Here is a 20,842-nt window from a genome sequence, read left to right as displayed (position 1 = left end):
GAACGGGACCGGTGGACCTGCGCCGGTCCCGTTCTGCATGCTGGGATCGGTGACGAACCGATTGAGGAGCACACCATGAGCGCACTCACCGTCCAGCATGGGCCACTTGGTGGCGACAGCTGGGAGGAGCTTGTCCGTCTCTGGGAGGAGATGGACGCGCCCGAGGGCTGCAAGGTGGAGATCATCGAGGGGATCGTCACCGTGGCGCCACCGCCCGTCAACCACCACAACTACATCGCGGTCAAGGTCCAACGGGCCCTGCTGCCGGTGCTCCCCGAAGCCTGTGAGGTGTACCAGACGCTCAATGTGGCGGTCCCGTCCCGAGTGGGCCTCTACATCCCGGACCTGGTGGTCGTGCCCGACGAGGCTGCCCTGGAGGAAGGCAACTACGTCCCGGCCGCCGTTGCGGAACTGGCGGTGGAGGTCACCTCCAAGTCGAACGCCGTCAACGACCGCGTCGCCAAGCTGGCGGGGTACGCAACCGCAGCCATCCCGCTGTATCTGCTCATCGATGCCTTCGCGTCCGGCGGGCCCACCATCACGCTGTACGGCGAGCCGAAGAACGGGCACTACCGCGTACTCCAGGCGGGCAAGTTCGGGGAGACCTTCCACCTCCCCGCGCCCTTCGACCTCGACCTGGACACGTCCGGGTTCCCCACACCATGACGTGATCGCCGGCACCGATGAGTTCCGGCGGCCCGGGCAGTCACCCTCTCGTGGAGATCGCCCGACTCGTGCTGCCCGGACCCGGACCGACCGCCCAGGACGCGGCGCTGCTGTGCGCGCGCCTGGCCCGGCTGTACGACGAGGGGGCCCGCGCGGTGGAGTGCGATACGCGGGCCGTCACCGCGCCGGGCCTCGGCACCGTCGAGGTGCTGGCCCGGCTGCGGCTCGCCGCCCGGGGGCGGCCGCTGCGGGTGAGCGGCGCCGGCCCCGCGCTGTGCGGGCTACTGGGCCTCGTAGGACTCGTCGAGCTGCTCGGGGAGGCCGAACAGGGGGAACCAGCGGGCGGTGTCCAGGAAGGCGTTGAGGCCGACGATCCTGCCCTCTGAGATCTCCAGTACCTGGAGCGCCCACGGGACGTGGCCCGAGCCGGAGGCCGCCGGGCGGTACTGGCCGAAGGCCGGCATGCCGTTCGCCGTCGTCGGGACCAGGCGCGAGCCCTTGCAGCCGATGCCCTGGTTCAGGTGCCAGGCCGCGATGTCGGCGTGGCCCTGGAGCCACAGGTCGAACGGCGGCATCGACAGCACCGCGTCCTCGTGCAGGAGCGTGGTGAGCCGCGTGATGTCGTACGCCTCGAAGGCCGACAGGTACTGCTCCAGCAGCTTCGCCTGGTCCTCGTCCAGCGGGTCGGCGGCCTCGCTCTCGCGGATCCGGCTGCCGGCCAGCGTGGCCCGCGCCCGCTGGAGGGCGCTGTTCACCGAAGCCACCGTGGTGTCCAGCAGCTGCGCCACCTCATCGGCCTTCCACGCCAGCACCTCGCGCAGGATGAGCACCGCCCGCTGCTTGGCCGGCAGGTGCTGGAGCGCCGCGACGAAGGCGAGCCGGACGGACTCCTTGGCCAGTGCCATCTCCGCCGGGTCGGCGGTCTGCGGCAGCACCCGGCCGTCCGGGACAGGCTCCAGCCAGGTCACCTCCGGCCGCTCGTTCAGCACGGCCGAGGCCTGGTGCTGCGGGGCGGTCAGGTCCATCGGGCGGGCCCGCTTGTTGCCCGCGTTCAGCAGGTCCAGGCACACGTTGGTGGCGATCCGGTACAGCCACGACCGCAGCGAGGAGCGGCCCTCGAACTTCTCGAAGCTGCGCCAGGCACGGACGTACGTGTCCTGCACCGCGTCCTCGGCGTCGAAGGAGGAGCCGAGCATCCGGTAGCAGTAGCCGGTCAGTTCGACGCGGTAGCGCTCCAGCGCGGAATCCAGGTCCGTCGGTGTGGTCGCGAGGTCACTCATGGCTGTCGTTCCCCCAGTAGTTCCGGTCCTTCGGAAACTACCGGAAGGGTCCGACAACGGCAGCCGGAAGCACCGGACCGGACCGTGCGGTCGCCCTACGTGCCCGGCTTGCGGCCGTACACGTAGACGTCCTCGCCGTTGCCCAGCATGTTCCAGTACGCCTTGGCGTCGGACGGGCGCATGTTCACGCAGCCGCCCGAACCGGGCGGGTTCCACATGCTCTTGGTGGTCGAGTGGAAGGCGATCCCGCCGTCGAAGAACTGCGCGTACGGCATCGCCACGTCGTAGAGCGTCGACCAGTGGTCGATGCTGCGGTAGTAGATCTTCTTCAGGCCGGTCCGGGTCTCCGTGCCGTCCTTGCCGGTGCGGACGGGGACGGGGCCGTACTTCAGGACGGAGCCGTCCTGGATCCAGCTCAGCTGCCGCGTCAGGTCGACGCAGGCGATCCGCCCCCGGTCCACCGGGCAGTTCCCGGCCCGGTTGGGGGTGGTGCCGGCCGCCCGCTGGGCCAGCATCGTGCTCATCGTCTGCCACGTGAGCGGCCCCGCGTACCCCTGGGTCGGGGTGATGCCGTGGGTCGCCTGGAAGGACCTGATGGCCGTGCAGTCGGCCGCCGACTGCACCCCGTCCGCCGGACGGCCCAGGAACTGTTCCACCTGCCGCTGGTAGGGCCCGGTGGTGAGGTTGCAGGAGGCGGCGCTCGCCGTGGCGCCGCCCCCGGCCGGCAGTGACAGCACCAGCGCCGCCGCCCCGCCCAGGACCACCGCGGCCCGCCGCCCCGCGCGCCCCCGCACCGTCCGCGTTCCCATGTGCCCTCCCCGGCTCGCACCACGTCCTCCGTAGTGAATGCCCGGAAAACAAACCCGAGTTGCGTGCGGGGGAGGCGTATTTTCCCGGCGAGCGCCTGTACGAATCGGTGCGCGTCAGCGCGCCGCGCCCGCCACCGTCGGGATCCGGCGCTCCGCGCGGGCCGCGTGGGTCCCGTACAGCGTGATCGAGACGACGCCGAGCACCGCCAGCAGCGCGATGCCCACCGTGGCCGCCCACCCCGCGGAGTGGTAGGCGAGGGCGCCCAGGGTGCCGCCCGCGCTGGAGCCCAGGTAGTACGCCGACTGGTAGAGGGCGGAGGCCTGCGCCCGGCCCGTCTTCGCCGTACGGCTCACCGCCGAGGAGGCCACCGCGTGGCCCGCGAAGAAGCCGGCCGTGATCAGGACCAGCCCCGCCAGGACCGCCGCCAGCGAGTCGGCCAGCGAGAGCAGCAGCCCCAGCGCCGTCGTCGTCACCGCCAGGTACAGCGCACCGCGCCGGCCCGTCCGGGCCACCAGCTGCCCGGCGGCCGCCGAGGAGACCGTCCCGACCAGGTAGATCAGGAAGATCGACCCGATGACGCCCTGCCCGAGCGAGAACGGCTCGTCGACGAGGCGGTAGCCGATCACCGTGTACACCGCGCCGAAGACGGTCATGAACAGCGCGCCGATCCCGTACAGCCGCAGCAGCAGCGGATCGCGCAGGTGCCCGGCGACCGTACGGCCCACCGCGCGCGGGTTCAGCGACGCGGGCCGGAAGAACCGGGCCCGGGGCAGCAGCACCAGGAAGGCCACCGCGCAGGCCAGCGCCATCGCGCCGACCGCGGCGAGCCCGCCGCGCCAGCCCCAGGCCTGGGCCGCCCAGCCGGTGACGAGGCGGCCGCTCATGCCGCCGATGGAGTTCCCCGCCACGAACAGGCCGATCGCACCGACCAGCGCCTTCGGCTTGACCTCCTCCGCCAGGTACGCCATCGCGGAGGCCGGGATCCCGGCGATCGCCGCGCCCTGCACGGCGCGCAGCGCCACCAGCCACTCCAGGCTCGGCGCGAAGGGCACCAGCAGGCCGACGCCGACGGCCACCGCCATCGACCAGGTCATCATCCGGGTGCGCCCGAACCGCTCGGACAGCGCGCTGAGCGGCAGGACGAACAGGGCGAGCGCGCCGGTGGCCGCGGACACCGTCCAGCTGGCCTGACCCGCCGTCACCCCGAAGCCGTCGGAGATCGCGGGCAGCAGCGCCTGGGTGGAGTAGAGGAGCGCGAACGTCGCGAGTCCGGCGGCGAAGAGCGCGAGGCTCATCCGGCGGTAACCGGGGCGGCCGGGGGAGTGCGGTTCGGGCCGGGGGAACGACGGGGTGGAGGCACCCGGGATGACGGGTGCCCCGGTATGAGCGGGAGGCATACCCCGAAGGTAGGCCCGTCCGTTTGATGCGTCCAATGCACGGATTCGCGATAATCGATCCACTCACGCATCAGCACAGCTCAGGACGGTGCCTGTCAATGAACCGTTACGAAGAAGACGTCTCCTTGACACGTCTGCTGGCGCCGCGCCTCGCGTACTTCGCGGCCGTCGCCCGGCACGAGCACGTCACGCGCGCCGCGCACGAGCTGGGCGTTCCGCAGTCCACCCTCTCGCGGGCGATGGTCCGCCTCGAACAGGACCTGGGCGTCACGCTGTTCGCCCGCAAGGGCCGTACGGTCGCCCTCACCACGGCGGGCCGCACCTTCCTCGCCTCCGCCGAACAGGCCCTCGACGGGATCGCCCGCGCCGCCGAATCCGTCCAGCAGGACGCCGATCCGGCCTTCGGCAAGGTCGCCTTCGGCTTCCTGCACACCCTGGGCCCCGAGACGGTACCCGGCCTCATCCGCGCCTTCCGCGCCGACCATCCGCGCGTACGGTTCTCGCTCGTCCAGAACTACGGCGAGGCCATGCTGGAGAAGCTCCGGGCCGGCGAACTCGACCTCTGCCTCACCTCGCCGCTCCCCGACGCCCCCGACCTCGTCGCCCGCCGCCTCGACGAACAGCGCCTGCGCCTCGTCGTCCCCGACGACCACCGCCTCGCCGGCCGCAAGCGGATCCGCCTCGCCGAGGCCGCCGAGGAAACCTTCGTCACCCTGGAAGCGGGCTACGGCCTGCGCCGCATCACCGACGACCTGTGCGCGGAGGCCGGGTTCACCCCGCGCGTCGCCTTCGAGGGCGAGGAGGCCGAGACCCTGCGCGGACTCGTCGCCGCCGGCCTCGGCGTGGCCCTCCTGCCGCCCCCGGCCGTGGCCCGCCCCGGCGTGGTCGAGCTGACGGTCACCGCCCCCCGGGCCGTCCGCGAGATCGGCGTCGCCTGGCTGGACGGCCACCCCGACACCCCGCCGGTGGCGGAGTTCAAACGCTTCCTCCTCTCCCGCAGGGGCCGCCTGATCCCCGACCTGGAGCCGCCCGCCTGACCGGACCCCGCGCGAGGTCCGGGCCTAGGGGGTGTCCGGCGGAGCCGGGGACCGGCCCGGGCCGGGGGCCAGCAAGTACCCCGCCTGGAAGCGGGACTTGGCCCCCACGGCCCGCATGATCTCCGCGATGTGCCGCTGACACGTCCGCTCCGACATCCCCAGCCGCCGGGCGATCACCTTGTCCTCCAGCCCCTCCGCCAGCAACCGCACGATGGTCTGCCGCAACTCCTCCGAGATCGACCGCGCCGCCTCCGGACTCACCGTCACCGGAAACGGCTCCGCCCCCACCCACGACCGCTCGAACGCCGACGTCATGAAGTGCACGACGTTCGGCTCCCGCACCACCAGCGCCGCCCCGCTCCGGTCCGGCACCGCCATCAGCCCCGTGTGCCCGTCGAAGACCAGCATCCGCATCAGCCCGTCGCCCAGCGTCCGCACCTGCGCGCCCAGCGCCGTCACCCGCTCGACGTACGCGGCCGTCGGCCGCGAGTACCGCGCCGTGTGCTGGTAGATCGTCCGCATCCGCACCCCCCGCGTGAGCAGCTGCTCGTCCCGCCCGATCGACTCCTCCAGCGTCTCCAGCGGCCGCCCGCCGCCCGGCTGCGAGGTCAGCAGCTCCCTCTCGCACGCCGCGACCAGCTCCGCGATCAGGGCCCGCACCGCGCCCAGGTCGGTGACCAGTTCCAGGCGCCCCGCCCCGCTCAGGTCCCGGTGCGCCGTCCCCGCCTCGTAGGCCGGCACCAGCTCCTCCAGCCGCCCCCGCAGCCGGTCCATCTCGTCGTGGGTCTCCCGTACGAGCAGGGCCAGCGGGGCCAGCGCCCGGGCCGCCGCCGCCCGGGGGGCCACCGCGCTCCACCGGTCCGGCGCCCCGTCCGGCGCCCGCTGGAGCAGGTGTGCGGCGGCCAGCTCGGTGATCGCGGCGGCCGCGCGCACGCCCAGGGCCTCGGTGGCCTCTCCCGCGTCAAAGGCGTGCCGCTCGACCGCGTAGGCGTAGAGGCGCCGGGCCGCAGGGCTCAGTTCTCCGGCTTCTTCGGCTGGCATATGCGTATTGGTCCCGGATTGCATCCGTTTATAAACCCCTCGTGTTCCCGCAAGGCGGCAAGACGACGCGTGGCCGGGGGCTTTCGGCATATGCCGAAGAGGCACAGTGACTGCACGGCGTGAGGGGGGAGCGCGGTATGCAGGAGCGAACGCCCGGTACGGGGCGGGGGCCCGTGGCCGTCCTGCTGAGCCCGCGGCCCGCCGTGGTGGCGGCCGCCCGCCGCGCGGGCGCGCGCACCGTGGTGGTCGCGCCGGATCCATCGGTGCCATCCGACCGTGAGGGGGCGGAGCGGCGGGTACGGACGGACTGGCGCGACCACCGGCTGCTGGTCGGGGCGATCGGCCGGATGGAAGCCGTACGGCACGGCCGCGCCGCCGTCTTCGGCTTCACCGCCCCCGGTGCCCTCGCGGCCGCCCGCGCCAACGAGGAACTGGGCCTGTCCGGCACCCCCACCTCGGCCGTGACCGCCCTCATGGACAAGGCCGCCCTGCGCGCCCGCTCCAACACCCTGCACCCCGCCCGCCCCGTGTCCTTCGCGCGCTGCGGCCGCGCCGCGACGCTCCCGTTCATCACCACCCTCATCGGATACCCGTGCGTCATCAAGCCCCGCGCGGGCACCGACGGCGAAGGGGTCCGCCTCGTCCGCGACGAAGCCGAGGCGCGCGCCGCCGCCCGCGGCTACCCCGAGGTCACCGACCTCCTCGTCGAGGAGTACCTGGAAGGGCCGGAGCTCACCGTCGAGGCCCTCTCGCGCGCGGGCCGCCACCGCATCCTCGGCTGGACCCGCCGCCTCACCGGCCCCCGGCTGACCGCCACCGGCCACGACCTCCCCGTGCCCCTCGATCCCGGGACCGCGCAGGCCGTACGGGCCCTCGTGCGCGGGGTCCTCGACCTCGCCGGGCACCACGACGGCCCCTCCCACACCGAGGTCATCCTCACCCCGCACGGGCCGCGCCTCGTCGAGGCCCACGCCCGCCCCGGCGGCGAGGAGTTCAGCCGGCTGCTGCGGGCCGCCCACGGCACCGACGTCCTCGGCCTCGCGCTCGCCGCCGGGCTGGGCCTGCCCGACCCGGTGATCAGCCCGCGCGCCGCGTACGCCGGCGTGCGGTACGTGGACTTCCCGCCCGGCCACCGCGTCGACGGCCTGCGCCAGGGCCTGGCCGCCGCGTGGGCCGTCCCGGGCGTGGCCGGGGTGCGGCTGGAGATCCCGCGCGGCGCGACCGTCCGCCGCCCGCCGACGGGCGCACTGCACCACGCGTACGTCCTCGCGACCGCCCCCACGGCGGGCGCCCTCGCACGCACCCTCGACCGTGCGGTCCTCACGCTCGGGCGTGCGGCGCTACCCGCGCACGGCGCGCACCACCCCGGCGGCCCGCGCGGCGGCGGGCCCGGGCAGGAGCCGGGTCCCCGCGACCGTCAGCCGCCGGCGGCCTTCGCGTAGTCGCCGAAGCCGGTCCAGTCGACGGCCACGCACGGCTCGTCGCCCACGACCCACGCGTCGTGTCCCGGTGTGACCTGCATGAAGTCGCCGGGTCCGTAGTCGTCTTCCTCCCCGGAGTCCATGACGACGTGCATCCGGCCGCTCACCACGTATCCCGTGTGCGCGGACTGGCAGCTGTCCGTACCGGCCAGCGGCTTGATGTTCTCCGACCACTTCCAGCCCGGCTCGAAGACCGCGCGGCCGACAGGGCCGCCTTCCGCCTGGATCAGGTCCAGCCGGCCCTTGCCGTCCGTGAACGGACGCGTTTCGTCGGCCTGGTCGAAGCTCCTGCGCACGATGCCCATACCCATCGCCTCCGGAGGAATGGCACCCCGAGCCGCCCCGAGTCCACTCCCCACGGTACGCGCGGACCCCGCGCCTCACCTCCGCAGCGACCGCCCGAAGCCGGAGGCCAGCGGCATCCGCAGACCCAGCGGCGGGGGAGCGGCGAGCGCGTCCGTCACCGGGCGCGAGTACCGCCCCGAGAACACCGCGCCGAGGACGAAGTCCACGGACAGGGCCACGACTTCCGCCTGGTGCTCGCGCAGCGCGTGCCCGTCCGAGTGGACCTCGAACCGGCAGGTCGAACGGTTCGCCTTCTTCGCCCGCGCCGCCAGCCGGAACGATCCCTCCGGGTCGCTGCGCGCGTCGTTCGTACCGTGGACGATCAGCACCTGACGGCCCGACAGCTGTTTCACCGGTTCCGGCGAATCCGTGGCGGTGGCCGTTTCCCCTAAACAAGGGGCGAGCGCCAGGACCGAGTTGACGGCCTCGTGACCCGCCGCCCGCAGCGCGGCGACGGCCCCGGCGTCGTAGCCGGCCAGGCACACCGGTACGTCCCCGTACCGCCGCACCGCCTCGTCCGCGGCCCAGCCCGCCTCGTCCTCCCGGGAGGCGCCCCCGCCGTGGACCAGGGTGTGCGCGACCAGCCCTTCCGCCCCGCCCGCCCGGGCCAGCGCCCGCGCGAGCGGGCGCACCGGACCGGGGGAGAACCTGGACGCCCCGGGGAGCAGGAGCACCACCCCGTTGACCGGTCTGTCCGTCGAATCCGAGCCGTTCGCGCCGGCCGCCCGCCCCAGGCGGACCCCGCGCGCCGGCGGCGCATGATGTGCCATGGCGGAACAGTCTCAGACTCCGAGGTGTACGCCACCGGTCCGTGCGGTCTCTGTTACATATCGGCGCACGCCGTCGGCACCCGCTCTACGCGCGTAGGAGCTAGAGTGCCCAGATGACGAGCGAGACCCCCAACCTGCCGACCCCGGATCAGATCCGCCGCTCCCCGAAGGTGCTCCTGCACGATCACCTCGACGGGGGGCTGCGCCCCGGGACCATCATCGAGCTGGCCCGCGAGGTCGGGTACGAGAACCTCCCCGAGACCGATGCCGACAAGCTCGGCATCTGGTTCCGCGAAGCCGCCGACTCCGGCTCCCTCCCGCGCTACCTGGAGACCTTCGCGCACACCTGCGCGGTCATGCAGACGAAGGCCGCCCTGTTCCGGGTCGCCGCCGAGTGCGCCGAGGACCTGGCCGAGGACGGCGTCGTCTACGCCGAGATCCGCTACGCGCCCGAGCAGCACCTCGAAGCCGGCCTGACCCTCGAAGAGGTCGTCGAGGCCGTGAACGAGGGCTTCCGCGAGGGCGAGCGCCGCGCGCGGGCCAACGGCCACCGCATCCGCGTCGGCGCCCTGCTGACCGCCATGCGTCACGCCGCCCGCGCGCTGGAGATCGCCGAGCTGGCCAACCGCTACCGCGACAACGGCGTCGTCGGCTTCGACATCGCCGGCGCCGAGGCCGGGTTCCCCCCCACCCGCCACCTCGACGCCTTCGAGTACCTCAAGCGCGAGAACAACCACTTCACCATCCACGCGGGCGAGGCCTTCGGTCTGCCGTCGATCTGGCAGGCCCTGCAGTGGTGCGGCGCCGACCGCCTCGGTCACGGCGTGCGGATCATCGACGACATCGAGGTCGCCGAGGACGGCTCCGTGACGCTGGGCCGCCTGGCCTCCTACGTCCGGGACAAGCGCATCCCCCTGGAGATGTGCCCGACCTCGAACCTGCAGACCGCCGCGGCCACCTCGTACGCCGACCACCCCATCGGTCTGCTGCGGAAGCTGCACTTCAGGCTCACGGTCAACACCGACAACCGCCTGATGAGCGGCACGAGCATGAGCCGGGAGTTCGAGCACCTGGTCGACACCTTCGGCTACTCGCTCGACGACATGCAGTGGTTCACCGTCAATGCGATGAAGTCCGCGTTCATTCCTTTCGATGAACGACTGGCCATGATCAATGAAGTGATCAAGCCCGGTTATGCGGAGCTGAAGTCGGAGTGGCTGTTCCAGCAGACCGCTTCCACCAGCGGTTCCGTCTCGGCTTAGGTCATGGCTTGACGTACTGAAAGCGCCCGGGAGGAGCAATTCCCGGGCGCTTTCTCATATTTACCGATGTTTGCGGGCGGGGGTTTGAAGTGACTAGTTTGCGGAGCCGCTCAATTCCCCGTCGCAAGGACACGTTTTCATGAAGAAGTCAGCTGCCAAGACCCTCGGTGCCGCCGCAATCGGTGCCGCCTTCGCCGTTGCCGCCGCCGGTACCGCCTCGGCCGCCGTTCCGGCCGTCGGCCTCACCGACACGCTGGGCACGGCCACGGGCCTGCTCCAGGGTGCGACCAGCCAGCAGCACATGGGCGCCGAGGACGGTCAGCAGTCGAGCGACCCCACCTCCCAGGTCACCGGCCTGCTGAACCCGCTCACCAACAGCCTGAACGGACTCGGCGGCTGATCCTGCCGATCCTGCCGTGAAACGTACGCGCGTGCGGCGGGCGTACGCCTCTTCGAGGAGGTGTGTACCCCGCCGCGCCGTGTGCCACGATCACCACCAACTGCCCGCCGACGCACTCGGTATGAGGTCATTGGTCATGCGCATGAAGGCACGAGCGACGACGGTCGCGCTGCTCCCCGTCCTGCTGTTCGCGGCCGTGGGCTGCGCCGGCACGGACGCCCCCGCGAAGGGCAAGGCACCGGACCCCAAGGGCTCCCCCGGCCACGCCTCGGGCGCGCCCGGCGCCCCGGCGGCGACCACCCCCGCCGGATCGGCCGCGCCGAAGACCGGCGGCAGCAGGCTGGAGCGGTCCGCACTGGAACAGGGCGACCTGGCCGGCTACCAGATCTCCGCCCAGGGCAAGAACCCCAACGCCCCGGACGGCCAGCCGCAGGCCGACAAGAAGGCCTGCCAGCCGCTGGCCGACATCATGGGCGACGAGCCGGACCCGGCCGCACACGAGACCGTCAACCGGGGCATCGGCTCCCAGAAGCAGGTCGGACTCGCCGTCTCCGCCTCCGTCAGCTCCTACACCGAGAGCGACGCCAAGGCCCTCATCGCCCGGCTCAAGGCCGCCGTCGCCGCCTGCGGTACGGGATTCTCCGCCAAGGTCGAGAAGCAGACCGGCACCTACCGCGAGGTGCAGCCGGCCGACTTCCGCACGGCCGGCGACGAGAGCGTCAGCTGGACCACGGTCGCGGCCGCCGAGGGCGTCTCGGCGCAGGTCCACCTCGTCGTCGTACGCGAGGGCGACACCGTCGTGCGGCTGATGGCCCTCAACGTGGCGTCCGGCGCGCAGAAGGCACGGGTGCCGCAGGAGGTCGCCGACAAGCAGCTCGACAAGGTCAAGCGGGCCGGCTGACCCTGGCGGGCACCCCCGAGCACTACCAGGCGGTGGAGGCGGACTTCTCGTTCGGCAGGAGCAGCCACAGCGCCAGGTAGACCAGGAACTGCGGGCCGGGCAGCAGGCACGAGACGACGAAGATGACGCGCATCGTGTTGGCGGAAATCCCGAAGCGGCGCGCCAGACCGGCACAGACTCCGCCGATCCATCGGCCGTCACGGGGTCGGACAAGGGCGCTCATGGTTTCTCCTTCGTCGAGATCGCGGGATCCCTTTCCCGCGATGCCTCAATACTCCCGCGGCACCGCCGAGAGAACCTCGGTCCAGGGGCCGAGCCCGACCCTGGTAATTCTCGGGGTAGCCCCCTGATAAGCGGTCTGTGAGGCCGCGCGGGACCGTCGCAGACGGGCGCGCAGCGCCGGTACGACGGCCGCGTGCGCGAGCAGTACCCCGACGGTGTTCAGGAGCACCGAGTCCACGTCGACGACCTGGCCCGGAACGGCGGTCTGGAGCATCTCGATGCACACCGAGACCAGCGCGCCCGCGGCGGCGGTCCGGGCGAGCGAGGACCAGGCGGACAGCGGCGACGGCGCGAGCCGCCCGCTGACCAGCGGCAGCAGGATCCCGAGCGGAGCGAGGAGCGCCACGCCCTCGCCGAGCCGCCGGGCGGCCTCCAGCGGCCCGTGGCCGAGGTGCGCTCTGATCCCCTCCAGCGGGGTCAGGTTGGCGGCGGCGGCCCAGGGGACGTCGAGGGGCCGCAGGGTCAGCCACCCGACGATCAGGAGATGGGCGGCGAGCAGGGCGGCGGCCAGGAGCCGGGCCCGGAGAGGGATGGCGTTGGCGGGGCTGCCGCCTGCCTCGTTGCGCTGCACACCTGCGAGGACGCACCGCGCGGTAGCGCTGGTTCCGCCGGTCGGAGCAGCTCTGCGGCAGGCCGGATAGGAATCCGATCAGAATCCGATCGGATGAAATCACCGCAGTCGGCGACGAGTCCGCCCCGGCACCACCCAGGTCTCACGCACAGTGAGCGCGACGCCCCTGGAAGGAGAGCAGCCATGCTCGGAAAGCGAAGAGCCGTCCGCACGGCGGTGGCCGCGGTCAGCACCCAGGTCCTGGTCGCGGCCCTGTTCGGGCTCGGCGCGGCCGAGGCCGCCGCTGCGCCACAGACCTGCTTCAACGCCGAAGCCACGACCACGGTGGGCACACCCGGTGACGACGTCATCATCGGCACGCCTGGTCACGACGTCATCGACGGAGGTGGCGGCAACGACCTGATCTGCGGACTGGGCGGCAGCGACACCCTCATCGGCGGCGCGGGCGACGACAACATCGCCGGCGGCGCGGGCGACGACCGGGTCGACGGCGGCGCCGGCAACGACACGCTGATCGGCGACGACATCGCGTGGACGGGGAACGCGACCGGCCCCACCGGGCGCGACATCCTCACCGGCGGCGACGACGGCGACACCCTGACCGGCGATCACTGGGCCCTGCAGGGCATCGCCGAAGGCGCCTCGTCCGACGTACTGCTCGGAGGGGGCGGCACCGACGTCCTGACCGGCGACAGCCGCGGCGACTACGTCACCGGCGCGGCGAGCGACCGCCTGGACGGCGGCGCGGACAGCGACGGCCTCGTCGGCGACTCGATCGGCTTCTACGACGCCTCGGGCGCCGCCGACGACATCCTGCTGGAGGGACCGGGCGAGTTCGGCGACGTGACCGGCGACAGCATCGCGATCCTCGGCAACGCCACGGGCAGCGGCGGAGACGACGTCATCGACCTGGGCGCCGACGGCGGATTCGGCGCCTGGGGCGACCACCTCGCGTACTCGGGCCGGGCGACCGGCTCGGGGAACGACCGGATCATCGGCGGCGCCGCGAGCGAGATCATCCTCGCCGGGGACAGCGGAGTCGACGACGCCACCGGGGCCACCGCGGGCAACGACATCATCGACGGCCGCGGCGGCGACGACCACATCATCGGCGACAACGTGGGCGACCTCGCGGGCGGATCGATCGGCGCCGCCGGCGGGAACGACCACCTCAGCGGCGGCGCCGGCGACGACTTCCTCCGCGGCGGCCCCGCCGCCGACAGCCTCAACGGCGGCGCCGGCACGGACGACTGCGACGGCGAGGGCGGCACCGACGTCGAGCTCAACTGCGAGACCGTGGCCGCCGGCTCCGCCTCAGCTGACGGCGAGCAGCACGATCAGGAGCAGCGCGCCCGCCAGGACCGGCACGATGATCTCGTACGACCAGTGCACCCGTACGCTGCCCTGGGCTCCGGGCCGCGAGGCACCGCGCTCCGCCAGTTCCCGTAGCTCGTCCACGACCTGGTCCGCCCGGGCGCGCTGCGGCGCGGCCGGTGCGGCCGGCGTGGCGGCGCCGTCCGGCTCCGGGGCGGAAAGGCCCCTGCCGGTGAGTCCGCCGCGGCGGCTGAGCTGCCCGCGGCTCGCCTTCTTCCGCTCGCGCAGCGAGACCGGCACGGACCAGAGCTGGTACTTCCCGCCCTCGGCCAGCACCTCCGTCGAGTACCCGGCGCGCACCGCGTCCACGGCCCCCCAGGGCAGCTCGATCACCCGGAACGGGTTCCGAACGCGCAGCCGGTCGTCGTTGGCGAAGACGGCCGGGCGGAGGGTGAAGGCCACCGTCAGCGGGACCGCGAACACCGCGATCGCGAGGGCGATCCAGGGGGTGTTGCCGGAGCCGCGCACCACGGCGTCGCCGCAGAGCCACGCGATCAGGGCGAGCAGCGCGATCCCGCCGGCCACGCCCATGGAGGAGCGGTACACCCGGTCGTGGTAGACCGGCTCGTCGGGGGTCGGCTGCTGCTGGCTGCTCATGGGGCCGATTGTGCCCCACGCCGTCTCACCCCACGAGATCGGCGTACAGAATGATGTTGTCGGGCCGGTGGCCGTCGGTGATGGCGCCCCCGCAGGTGATGACGCGCAGCTCCGGCCGGGCGGTGTCCCCGTAGACCTTGTCGGTGGGGAACCGCTTCTTGTCGACCTGCTCCAGCTCGCGGACGCGGAAGACGGCGGTGCTGCCGTCCGCCCGGGAGACCGTGATCTCGTCGCCGGTGTGGACGCGGGAGACGTCCTTGAGGACGGCCGGGCCGCGGACGGTGTCGAAGTGGCCGATCAGCACGGCGGGGCCGGTCTCGCCGGGGGTGACGCCCTTGCCGTACCAGCCGATCTTTTCCGCGTCGGCGACGGAGGGCACCTCGACCGTGCCGTCGGCCGCGAGCCCCAGCGTCAGCAGCGGCGAGGCGTCGACCCCGGCCGCGGGGATCCGTACGCGTACGGGCGCGGAGGCGGGCAGCGGCGCGGCCGGCGCGGTCGCGGCGGGGGCGGCCGTCGGGGTGACGGCGGGCGGGGCGGCCGGGGTCGGGGTCCCGGCGGTGGTGGCGGAGGCACCGCAGCCGGTCACAGCGGCGGCGAGGAGTACGGCGACGAACAGCGGGCGGGCGGCACGGTGGGCCATGGGGTGCTCCGGGAACGGGCTCCGGCGGGCCACCGGGAAGGTGGCCCGCCGGACGCGGGTCGAGATGTGAGGGGATCAGCCCTGGGTGGCGCGGCGGCGGCGCAGGACCACGCTGGCGCCGAGCGCACCGAAGATGGCCATCAGACCGGCCCCGGCCGCCACGGTGGTGGTGTTGTCGGTGTCCTCGGCGGCGATCTCGGCACCGGCGGCGACCCCGCCCTTGGGCACGACGGAGGTCTGACCGGCGGTCTGCGGCTTCGGGGCGGCGGTGGGGGTGGCGCTCGCCGTGGCCGACGGCTTCGGCGCGGGCGTCCCGGACTGCTCCTCCGTGACCTTGTACTCGAGCGTGCAGCCCTTGGGGAGCGCGGGGAAGGAGGCCTTCCGGACGGGGACGTTGTCACCGCCCTGGGTCTTCCACTCCAGGACGGGCTGGGCGCCGCTCGGGTTCGCGATGCGCAGGTAGTAGTCGTCCGAGCCCTTGGGGTGCAGGCGGTCCAGCGTCTGCGCCCAGTTGTCCTCGGGGGCGGAACCGTACACGACGGCCTTCGGGCCCTTCGGGGACATGGTCAGGTCGGCGATCATGCCGGCGCCCACCTGCACCTGCTTGATCTCGGAGAGGCAGGAGCCGGGACCGGTGGCCTCGCCCGCCGGCAGCGGGAAGGACTTGGTCTCGCCGGGGCCGTTCTCCGTGAACGTGGTCACCGTGAGGACCGGGGTGGCGGAGTCCGCCTTGGTGAGGGCGAAGACGGTGCCCTGGACCGCCTCCTTGGTGTGCGTGCGGTCCAGCGGGGCCTGGGTGATCTGGCCGCCGACCTTGCCGTCCTTGTCCGTGACGCGGATCTCGACGCGCGGGCCTTCCGACGCGGAGTTCGTCATGATCGCGACCAGGTTGTTGCCGATCTTCACGGTGACCGCCTTGCCCGTCGAGACGGTTCCGTACCCGGTCGCGGCGGTCTGCGGGGCGGCGGCGAACGCTGCACCCGCGGCGGGCGCGAGGAGCGCACCGGCGACGACGGCGGTGACGAGCGAGGTGCGGAGGGCGAGGGCGGTACGCATAACGACTCCTGAAGCGTGGGTGAGGAGAGTGGAGGAGAGTCGCATGCCGCGTTGAGTCTGGTCGGTCTGGTTCACCGGGTCAGGTGTGGCGGGCTGCTGAAGGAGAATCTACGGAGCCTGTGCGGGTGGACGATCTTGGTCCTGTCATGGCCGCGTAACAGCAAACGGGATGTCCGATTCCGAATGGATACGGGGGAGGGGGTGACAGGTCGCTACGCGCGTAGATATGCTCATGTGGTGACCATGCCCACCACCCTCACCGCATTCGCTGACGTGACGACGTCCGACAGTGCGCTGCGCCGCTTCCTGCACGGGCTGCCCGGCGTCGACCCTGTCGGCCTGGAGGCCCGCGCGGCCTCCCTCGGCACCCGTTCGATCAAGACGACGGCCAAGGCCTACGCCATCGACCTGGCCATCTCGATGATCGACCTGACGACGCTGGAAGGCGCGGACACCCCGGGCAAGGTCCGGGCGCTCTCCGCCAAGGCCGTCAACCCCGATCCGACCGACCGCAGCACCCCGATGACGGCCGCCGTCTGCGTGTACCCCGACATGGTGGCCACCGCCAAGGCGGCGCTGAACGGCGCCGACGTCAAGGTCGCCTCCGTCGCCACCGCGTTCCCCGCGGGCCGCGCCGCCCTGCCGGTCAAGCTCGCGGACACCGCCGACGCCGTCGCCGCCGGCGCCGACGAGATCGACATGGTCATCGACCGTGGCGCCTTCCTCGCCGGCCGCTACCTGGAGACGTACGAGCTGATCAAGGCCGTCAAGGAGGCCTGCGTCCGCCCCGACGGCACCGCGGCCCGCCTCAAGGTCATCTTCGAGACCGGTGAGCTGTCGACCTACGACAACATCCGCCGCGCCTCCTGGATCGGCATGCTCGCGGGCGCCGACTTCATCAAGACGTCGACCGGCAAGGTCGGGGTGAACGCCACCCCGGCGAACACCCTGCTGATGCTCGAGGCCGTCCGCGACTTCCGCGCGCAGACTGGAATCCAGATCGGTGTGAAGCCGGCCGGCGGCATCCGCACCACCAAGGACGCGATCAAGTTCCTGGTCCTGGTCAACGAGACCGTGGGCGAGGACTGGCTGAGCAACCACTGGTTCCGCTTCGGCGCCTCCAGCCTGCTCAACGACCTGTTGATGCAGCGGCAGAAGCTGAGCACCGGCCGTTACTCCGGTCCCGACTACGTGACGGTGGACTGATCACCATGGCATCTGTATTCGAGTACGCACCGGCTCCCGAGTCCCGCTCGGTCGTCGACATCGCCCCCTCCTACGGGCTCTTCATCGACGGCGAGTTCACCGACGCCGCCGACGGCAAGGTCTTCAAGACCGTCTCGCCGAGCAGCGAAGAGGTCCTGGCCGAGGTCGCCCAGGCGGGCGCCGCCGACGTGGACCGCGCCGTCAAGGCCGCCCGCAAGGCCTTCGCGTCGTGGTCCGCGCTGCCGGGCTCCGAGCGCGCCAAGTACCTCTTCCGCATCGCCCGGATCATCCAGGAGCGCAGCCGCGAGCTGGCCGTCCTGGAGACCCTGGACAACGGCAAGCCGATCAAGGAGACCCGCGACGCGGACCTCCCGCTGGTCGCCGCGCACTTCTTCTACTACGCGGGCTGGGCCGACAAGCTCGACCACGCCGGCTACGGCCCGAACCCGCGCCCGCTGGGCGTGGCCGGCCAGGTCATCCCGTGGAACTTCCCGCTCCTCATGCTCGCGTGGAAGATCGCCCCGGCGCTCGCCACCGGCAACACGGTCGTCCTGAAGCCCGCCGAGACCACGCCGCTGTCGGCGCTGTTCTTCGCGGACATCTGCCGCCAGGCGAGCCTGCCCAAGGGCGTCGTCAACATCCTCACCGGCTACGGCGACGCGGGCGCGGCCCTCGTCGAGCACCCGGACGTCAACAAGGTCGCCTTCACCGGCTCGACGGCCGTGGGCAAGAAGATCGCCCGCCACGTCGCCGGCACCGACAAGAAGGTCACCCTGGAGCTGGGCGGCAAGGGCGCCAACATCGTCTTCGACGACGCCCCCGTCGACCAGGCCGTCGAGGGCATCGTGAACGGCATCTTCTTCAACCAGGGCCAGGTCTGCTGCGCGGGCTCGCGCCTGCTGGTCCAGGAGTCGATCCACGACGAGCTGCTCGACAGCCTCAAGCGCCGCCTGTCGACCCTGCGCCTCGGCGACCCGCTCGACAAGAACACCGACATCGGCGCGATCAACTCCGCCGAGCAGCTCGCCCGGATCACCGCGCTCGCGGACACCGGCGAGGCCGAGGGCGCCGAGCGCTGGTCTCCCGCGTGCGAGCTGCCGTCCGCCGGCTACTGGTTCGCCCCGACGCTCTTCACGAATGTCACCCAGGCGCACACCGTCGCCCGCGACGAGATCTTCGGCCCGGTGCTGTCCGTGCTGACCTTCCGTACGCCCGACGAGGCCGTCGCCAAAGCCAACAACAGTCAGTACGGCCTGTCCGCGGGCATCTGGACGGAGAAGGGCAGCCGCATCCTCGCGGTCGCCAACAAGCTCCGCGCGGGTGTCGTCTGGGCCAACACGTTCAACAAGTTCGACCCGACCTCGCCCTTCGGCGGCTACAAGGAGTCGGGCTTCGGCCGCGAGGGCGGCCGCCACGGCCTGGAGGGCTACCTCGATGTCTGAGTCTTCTGCGACCCGACTGAACGTCTTCAAGACCTACAAGCTGTACGTCGGGGGCAAGTTCCCCCGCTCCGAGAGCGGCCGGGTGTACGAGGTGAAGGACTCCAAGGGCAACTGGCTGGCCAACGCACCGCTGTCCTCCCGCAAGGACGCGCGTGACGCGGTCGTCGCGGCCCGCAAGGCCTTCGGCGGCTGGTCGGGCGCGACCGCGTACAACCGCGGGCAGGTCCTCTACCGCATCGCCGAGATGCTGGAGGGCCGCCGCGACCAGTTCGTGCGCGAGGTCGGCGAGGCCGAGGGCCTGTCCAAGTCCAAGGCCGGCGCGGTCGTGGACGCGGCCATCGACCGCTGGGTCTGGTACGCGGGCTGGACCGACAAGATCGGCCAGGTCGTGGGCGGGGCCAACCCGGTCGCGGGCCCGTTCTTCAACCTCTCCACCCCGGAGCCGACCGGAGTCGTCACGGTCATCGCCCCCCAGGACTCGTCCTTCCTGGGCCTGATCTCCGTGGTCGCCCCGGTCATCGCGACCGGCAACACGGCGGTCGTGGTCACCTCGGAGAAGGCCCCGCTCCCCGCGCTCTCCCTGGGCGAGGTGCTGGCCACCTCCGACCTGCCCGGCGGCGTCGTCAACATCCTCTCCGGCAAGGCCGCGGAGATGGGCCCGCACCTGGCGGCCCACCAGGACGTCAACGCGATCGACCTGGCGGGCGCGGACGCGGCGCTGGCCAAGGAGCTGGAGATCGCGGCGGCCGACAACCTCAAGCGCGTCCTGCGTCCACAGCCTGTGGACGACTGGACCGCCGACCCGGGAACCTCCCGCATGACGGCTTTCCTGGAGACCAAGACGGTCTGGCACCCGACGGGTTCGCTGGGCTCGGGCGGCTCCTCGTACTAGAAGCCCGTACGAGAAGGCCCCATGAACCGGCCCCGGCAGCGTCCCCCGCGCTGCCGGGGCCTTCCCGTGCCTCCCGGCCGTACTACTGCTTGGGCAGCAGTGGCCCGAGCAGCGAGGACGCGGCCGCGGCGGGCAGTTCGCCGACCGACGGGCCCTGCGTCAGGATCCCCGTGACCGCCTTGGTGCTGACGGCCGGGAAGTCGGCCACCTGGGTTCCCACGCCGTTGTCCAGGGGGTCCACGCCGGTGTGGGCGAGGGGGTTCACCTTCAGGTTCGCGATCGGGTCCGTGACCCCGGCCAGGGCCGCCGGAACATCGAGCTCCCCGGCCTGCGCACCCCCGGCCGCCATCGCCAGGGCCGCGCCGGCCATCGAAACCGTCAGCCCGGCGCTGCGGAGCCGGCTGCTTGCGGAGGGGGCTGCTGCTGAGTGGCGTGCCATGGGTTTCCCGCCCTGTGGGTCGTCGTACGGACGTACTCGGTCGTAGTCGGTCGTAGTCGTGCGCGCACGCAGCGTAGTGGAGATGTGATCCTGGATACCAACCCTGCACCGGGAGGATCCCCTACGCGGGGTAATGCCCCACACTGGTGTCCCGTGAGCTGTTCCTCTCCTTCGCCGACCCGTGTCGTCCTCCTGACCGGTCCGTCGGGCTCCGGAAAATCCGTACTGGCCGCCCGCTCCGGGCTGCCCGTGCTGCGCCTCGACGACTTCTACAAGGAGGGCGACGACCCCACCCTCCCGCTGGTCGACGGCAGCTCCGACATCGACTGGGACTCGCCGCTGTCCTGGGACGCGGAGGCGGCGGTGGCCGCGATCGTGGAGCTGTGCGCGTCCGGCCGTACGGACGTCCCGGTCTACGACATCGCGACGAGCGCGCGTACGGGAGCCGAGGTGCTGGACATCGCGCGGTCGCCGCGGACACCGCTGTTCATCGCCGAGGGCATCTTCGCCGCCGACATCGCGGCGCGGTGCCAGGAGCTGGGGCTGCTCGCCGATGCGATCTGCCTGCGGGGGCGGCCGTCCACCACCTTCCGGCGCCGGCTGGCCCGTGACCTGCGGGAGGGCCGCAAGTCCGTCCCCTTCCTGCTGCGCAGGGGCTGGCGGCTGATGCGCGCCGAGCGGGGCATCGTGGCCCGCCACATCGCGCTGGGCGCCCACGCCTGCGGCCGGGACGAGGCGTTGGGCCGCCTGGCCGCCGCCGCAGCGGGCCGCCACCGAGCCGCAGCCCCGGCCGCATAGCCGCCCGGCTTGCCGACGCCACCATCTCCGTGCGGCGCCGTTGCCGGGGCTCCGCCCCGGACCCCGCGCCTCAAACGCCGGCGGGGCTGGGATTTGCTGCGCAAATCCAGCCCGCCCGGCGTTTGAGGGCACGGGCGCGGAGCGCACGTACGGGG

23 protein-coding genes and 1 pseudogene are annotated in these 20,842 nt (G+C 72.5%); 12 read left to right on the top strand and 12 right to left on the bottom strand.

Translation table 11 applies throughout. The features are described from left to right. Positions 1-75: 75 nt before the first annotated feature. On the top strand, positions 76-666 hold the full coding sequence (locus tag ACFTXQ_RS30140; RefSeq protein ID WP_382646677.1) for a Uma2 family endonuclease: 591 nt from the start codon (positions 76-78) through the stop codon (positions 664-666). Between the two features lie 50 nt (positions 667-716). Then, positions 717-1,052, top strand: a complete 336-nt coding sequence (locus tag ACFTXQ_RS30135) for a hypothetical protein (RefSeq protein WP_382646675.1) — start codon at positions 717-719, stop codon at positions 1,050-1,052. Here the strand turns inward: ACFTXQ_RS30135 and ACFTXQ_RS30130 are convergent. The 3 genes from ACFTXQ_RS30130 to ACFTXQ_RS30120 form a co-directional block, all read right to left on the bottom strand. Continuing rightward, positions 948-1,946 (bottom strand): sigma-70 family RNA polymerase sigma factor, encoded by a 999-nt coding sequence (locus ACFTXQ_RS30130; RefSeq protein WP_382646672.1) that lies wholly within the window; start codon positions 1,944-1,946, stop codon positions 948-950. The two genes, ACFTXQ_RS30135 and ACFTXQ_RS30130, sit on opposite strands and share 105 nt — an antisense overlap. Before the next feature lie 95 nt (positions 1,947-2,041). Then, a complete protein-coding gene (locus tag ACFTXQ_RS30125; protein ID WP_382646670.1) occupies positions 2,042-2,755 on the bottom strand; it encodes a L,D-transpeptidase family protein in 714 nt (237 codons plus the stop codon). 114 nt (positions 2,756-2,869) lie between these two features. Further along, entirely contained in the window at positions 2,870-4,153 is a 1,284-nt protein-coding gene (locus ACFTXQ_RS30120) for an MFS transporter (RefSeq protein ID WP_382646667.1), read from the bottom strand. 98 nt (positions 4,154-4,251) lie between these two features. Here ACFTXQ_RS30120 and ACFTXQ_RS30115 point away from each other — a divergent pair, with 98 nt between their 5' ends. Next, on the top strand, positions 4,252-5,190 hold the full coding sequence (locus tag ACFTXQ_RS30115) for a LysR family transcriptional regulator (RefSeq protein ID WP_382646664.1): 939 nt from the start codon (positions 4,252-4,254) through the stop codon (positions 5,188-5,190). A 24-nt stretch (positions 5,191-5,214) separates the two neighbouring features. On the opposite strand, the gene ACFTXQ_RS30110 is transcribed toward ACFTXQ_RS30115, so the two are convergent. Continuing rightward, positions 5,215-6,231 (bottom strand): LuxR C-terminal-related transcriptional regulator, encoded by a 1,017-nt coding sequence (locus tag ACFTXQ_RS30110; RefSeq protein ID WP_382646661.1) that lies wholly within the window; start codon positions 6,229-6,231, stop codon positions 5,215-5,217. 137 nt (positions 6,232-6,368) lie between these two features. On the opposite strand from ACFTXQ_RS30110, the gene ACFTXQ_RS30105 reads away from it, so the two are divergent. Then, positions 6,369-7,673, top strand: coding sequence for an ATP-grasp domain-containing protein (locus ACFTXQ_RS30105; RefSeq protein ID WP_382646658.1), 1,305 nt, complete (start codon positions 6,369-6,371; stop codon positions 7,671-7,673). Here the strand turns inward: ACFTXQ_RS30105 and ACFTXQ_RS30100 are convergent. Then, positions 7,649-8,017, bottom strand: coding sequence for a cupin domain-containing protein (locus ACFTXQ_RS30100; protein WP_382646655.1), 369 nt, complete (start codon positions 8,015-8,017; stop codon positions 7,649-7,651). The genes ACFTXQ_RS30105 and ACFTXQ_RS30100 overlap by 25 nt on opposite strands. Before the next feature lie 75 nt (positions 8,018-8,092). Continuing rightward, on the bottom strand, positions 8,093-8,827 hold the full coding sequence (locus ACFTXQ_RS30095; protein WP_382646652.1) for an alpha/beta hydrolase: 735 nt from the start codon (positions 8,825-8,827) through the stop codon (positions 8,093-8,095). 113 nt (positions 8,828-8,940) lie between these two features. Here ACFTXQ_RS30095 and ACFTXQ_RS30090 point away from each other — a divergent pair, with 113 nt between their 5' ends. The 3 genes from ACFTXQ_RS30090 (at position 8,941) to ACFTXQ_RS30080 (ending at position 11,390) form a co-directional block, all read left to right on the top strand. After that, positions 8,941-10,089, top strand: coding sequence for an adenosine deaminase (locus ACFTXQ_RS30090; protein ID WP_382646649.1), 1,149 nt, complete (start codon positions 8,941-8,943; stop codon positions 10,087-10,089). 139 nt (positions 10,090-10,228) lie between these two features. Beyond that, on the top strand, positions 10,229-10,489 hold the full coding sequence (locus tag ACFTXQ_RS30085) for a hypothetical protein (RefSeq protein ID WP_382646646.1): 261 nt from the start codon (positions 10,229-10,231) through the stop codon (positions 10,487-10,489). Between the two features lie 136 nt (positions 10,490-10,625). After that, positions 10,626-11,390 (top strand): hypothetical protein, encoded by a 765-nt coding sequence (locus ACFTXQ_RS30080; protein WP_382646643.1) that lies wholly within the window; start codon positions 10,626-10,628, stop codon positions 11,388-11,390. A gap of 22 nt (positions 11,391-11,412) precedes the next feature. On the opposite strand, the gene ACFTXQ_RS30075 is transcribed toward ACFTXQ_RS30080, so the two are convergent. Further along, the gene (locus ACFTXQ_RS30075) at positions 11,413-11,613 is read right to left on the bottom strand and encodes a PspC domain-containing protein (protein WP_382646640.1); all 201 of its coding nucleotides are present in this window, start codon (positions 11,611-11,613) and stop codon (positions 11,413-11,415) included. Between the two features lie 45 nt (positions 11,614-11,658). Continuing rightward, complete coding sequence (locus tag ACFTXQ_RS30070; protein ID WP_382646637.1) at positions 11,659-12,243, bottom strand: VanZ family protein; 585 nt, start codon at positions 12,241-12,243, stop codon at positions 11,659-11,661. On the opposite strand from ACFTXQ_RS30070, the pseudogene ACFTXQ_RS30065 reads away from it, so the two are divergent. Further along, positions 12,157-13,509: pseudogene (locus ACFTXQ_RS30065) on the top strand (calcium-binding protein); the annotation flags it as partial. The gene ACFTXQ_RS30070 and the pseudogene ACFTXQ_RS30065 overlap by 87 nt on opposite strands. Positions 13,510-13,557: 48 nt before the next feature. Here the strand turns inward: ACFTXQ_RS30065 and ACFTXQ_RS30060 are convergent. From ACFTXQ_RS30060 to ACFTXQ_RS30050, 3 genes are all read right to left on the bottom strand, one after another. Beyond that, positions 13,558-14,214, bottom strand: a complete 657-nt coding sequence (locus tag ACFTXQ_RS30060; RefSeq protein WP_382646634.1) for a PH domain-containing protein — start codon at positions 14,212-14,214, stop codon at positions 13,558-13,560. Positions 14,215-14,239: 25 nt separating this feature from the next. Continuing rightward, positions 14,240-14,854 carry a class F sortase gene (locus ACFTXQ_RS30055; protein WP_382646631.1) on the bottom strand — a complete coding sequence of 205 codons (615 nt, stop codon included), beginning with the start codon at positions 14,852-14,854 and terminating at the stop codon, positions 14,240-14,242. Between the two features lie 75 nt (positions 14,855-14,929). Then, positions 14,930-15,910: a hypothetical protein gene (locus ACFTXQ_RS30050; protein ID WP_382646628.1), complete on the bottom strand. Its 981-nt coding sequence runs from the start codon at positions 15,908-15,910 to the stop codon at positions 14,930-14,932. A 243-nt stretch (positions 15,911-16,153) separates the two neighbouring features. Here ACFTXQ_RS30050 and deoC point away from each other — a divergent pair, with 243 nt between their 5' ends. Genes deoC through ACFTXQ_RS30035 form a run of 3 tightly spaced genes read left to right on the top strand, consistent with a single transcriptional unit; the run spans position 16,154 to position 19,450 of the window. Continuing rightward, complete coding sequence (deoC, locus tag ACFTXQ_RS30045; protein ID WP_382646736.1) at positions 16,154-17,116, top strand: deoxyribose-phosphate aldolase; 963 nt, start codon at positions 16,154-16,156, stop codon at positions 17,114-17,116. Between the two features lie 5 nt (positions 17,117-17,121). Next, the gene (locus ACFTXQ_RS30040; protein ID WP_382646625.1) at positions 17,122-18,558 is read left to right on the top strand and encodes an aldehyde dehydrogenase family protein; all 1,437 of its coding nucleotides are present in this window, start codon (positions 17,122-17,124) and stop codon (positions 18,556-18,558) included. Beyond that, positions 18,551-19,450 carry an aldehyde dehydrogenase family protein gene (locus ACFTXQ_RS30035; protein WP_382646622.1) on the top strand — a complete coding sequence of 300 codons (900 nt, stop codon included), beginning with the start codon at positions 18,551-18,553 and terminating at the stop codon, positions 19,448-19,450. Before ACFTXQ_RS30040 ends, ACFTXQ_RS30035 begins: the two co-directional genes overlap by 8 nt. Positions 19,451-19,532: 82 nt before the next feature. Here the strand turns inward: ACFTXQ_RS30035 and ACFTXQ_RS30030 are convergent, their stop codons facing one another. Continuing rightward, positions 19,533-19,889: a hypothetical protein gene (locus ACFTXQ_RS30030; protein ID WP_382646619.1), complete on the bottom strand. Its 357-nt coding sequence runs from the start codon at positions 19,887-19,889 to the stop codon at positions 19,533-19,535. An 87-nt stretch (positions 19,890-19,976) separates the two neighbouring features. Between ACFTXQ_RS30030 and ACFTXQ_RS30025 the strand changes: the two genes are divergently transcribed. Then, complete coding sequence (locus ACFTXQ_RS30025) at positions 19,977-20,687, top strand: uridine kinase (RefSeq protein WP_382646733.1); 711 nt, start codon at positions 19,977-19,979, stop codon at positions 20,685-20,687. Positions 20,688-20,842 lie beyond the last annotated feature (155 nt).

It is taken from the genome of Streptomyces sp. NPDC057010, from assembly GCF_042673805.1.
GTDB lineage: Bacteria > Actinomycetota > Actinomycetes > Streptomycetales > Streptomycetaceae > Streptomyces.
Note: the sequence above shows the minus strand (reverse complement) of the source record. Positions and strands in the feature narration are given on the sequence as shown.

Coding starts and splice junctions, on each gene's coding strand:
- ACFTXQ_RS30140 (WP_382646677.1), top strand. CDS start 76: ATGAGCGCACTCACCGTCCAGCATGGGCCACTTGGTGGCGACAGCTGG.
- ACFTXQ_RS30130 (WP_382646672.1), bottom strand. CDS start 1,946: ATGAGTGACCTCGCGACCACACCGACGGACCTGGATTCCGCGCTGGAG.
- ACFTXQ_RS30125 (WP_382646670.1), bottom strand. CDS start 2,755: ATGGGAACGCGGACGGTGCGGGGGCGCGCGGGGCGGCGGGCCGCGGTG.
- ACFTXQ_RS30120 (WP_382646667.1), bottom strand. CDS start 4,153: ATGCCTCCCGCTCATACCGGGGCACCCGTCATCCCGGGTGCCTCCACC.
- ACFTXQ_RS30115 (WP_382646664.1), top strand. CDS start 4,252: ATGAACCGTTACGAAGAAGACGTCTCCTTGACACGTCTGCTGGCGCCG.
- ACFTXQ_RS30110 (WP_382646661.1), bottom strand. CDS start 6,231: ATGCCAGCCGAAGAAGCCGGAGAACTGAGCCCTGCGGCCCGGCGCCTC.
- ACFTXQ_RS30105 (WP_382646658.1), top strand. CDS start 6,369: ATGCAGGAGCGAACGCCCGGTACGGGGCGGGGGCCCGTGGCCGTCCTG.
- ACFTXQ_RS30100 (WP_382646655.1), bottom strand. CDS start 8,017: ATGGGCATCGTGCGCAGGAGCTTCGACCAGGCCGACGAAACGCGTCCG.
- ACFTXQ_RS30095 (WP_382646652.1), bottom strand. CDS start 8,827: ATGGCACATCATGCGCCGCCGGCGCGCGGGGTCCGCCTGGGGCGGGCG.
- ACFTXQ_RS30090 (WP_382646649.1), top strand. CDS start 8,941: ATGACGAGCGAGACCCCCAACCTGCCGACCCCGGATCAGATCCGCCGC.
- ACFTXQ_RS30085 (WP_382646646.1), top strand. CDS start 10,229: ATGAAGAAGTCAGCTGCCAAGACCCTCGGTGCCGCCGCAATCGGTGCC.
- ACFTXQ_RS30080 (WP_382646643.1), top strand. CDS start 10,626: ATGCGCATGAAGGCACGAGCGACGACGGTCGCGCTGCTCCCCGTCCTG.
- ACFTXQ_RS30075 (WP_382646640.1), bottom strand. CDS start 11,613: ATGAGCGCCCTTGTCCGACCCCGTGACGGCCGATGGATCGGCGGAGTC.
- ACFTXQ_RS30060 (WP_382646634.1), bottom strand. CDS start 14,214: ATGAGCAGCCAGCAGCAGCCGACCCCCGACGAGCCGGTCTACCACGAC.
- ACFTXQ_RS30055 (WP_382646631.1), bottom strand. CDS start 14,854: ATGGCCCACCGTGCCGCCCGCCCGCTGTTCGTCGCCGTACTCCTCGCC.
- ACFTXQ_RS30050 (WP_382646628.1), bottom strand. CDS start 15,910: ATGCGTACCGCCCTCGCCCTCCGCACCTCGCTCGTCACCGCCGTCGTC.
- deoC (WP_382646736.1), top strand. CDS start 16,154: ATGCCCACCACCCTCACCGCATTCGCTGACGTGACGACGTCCGACAGT.
- ACFTXQ_RS30040 (WP_382646625.1), top strand. CDS start 17,122: ATGGCATCTGTATTCGAGTACGCACCGGCTCCCGAGTCCCGCTCGGTC.
- ACFTXQ_RS30035 (WP_382646622.1), top strand. CDS start 18,551: ATGTCTGAGTCTTCTGCGACCCGACTGAACGTCTTCAAGACCTACAAG.
- ACFTXQ_RS30030 (WP_382646619.1), bottom strand. CDS start 19,889: ATGGCACGCCACTCAGCAGCAGCCCCCTCCGCAAGCAGCCGGCTCCGC.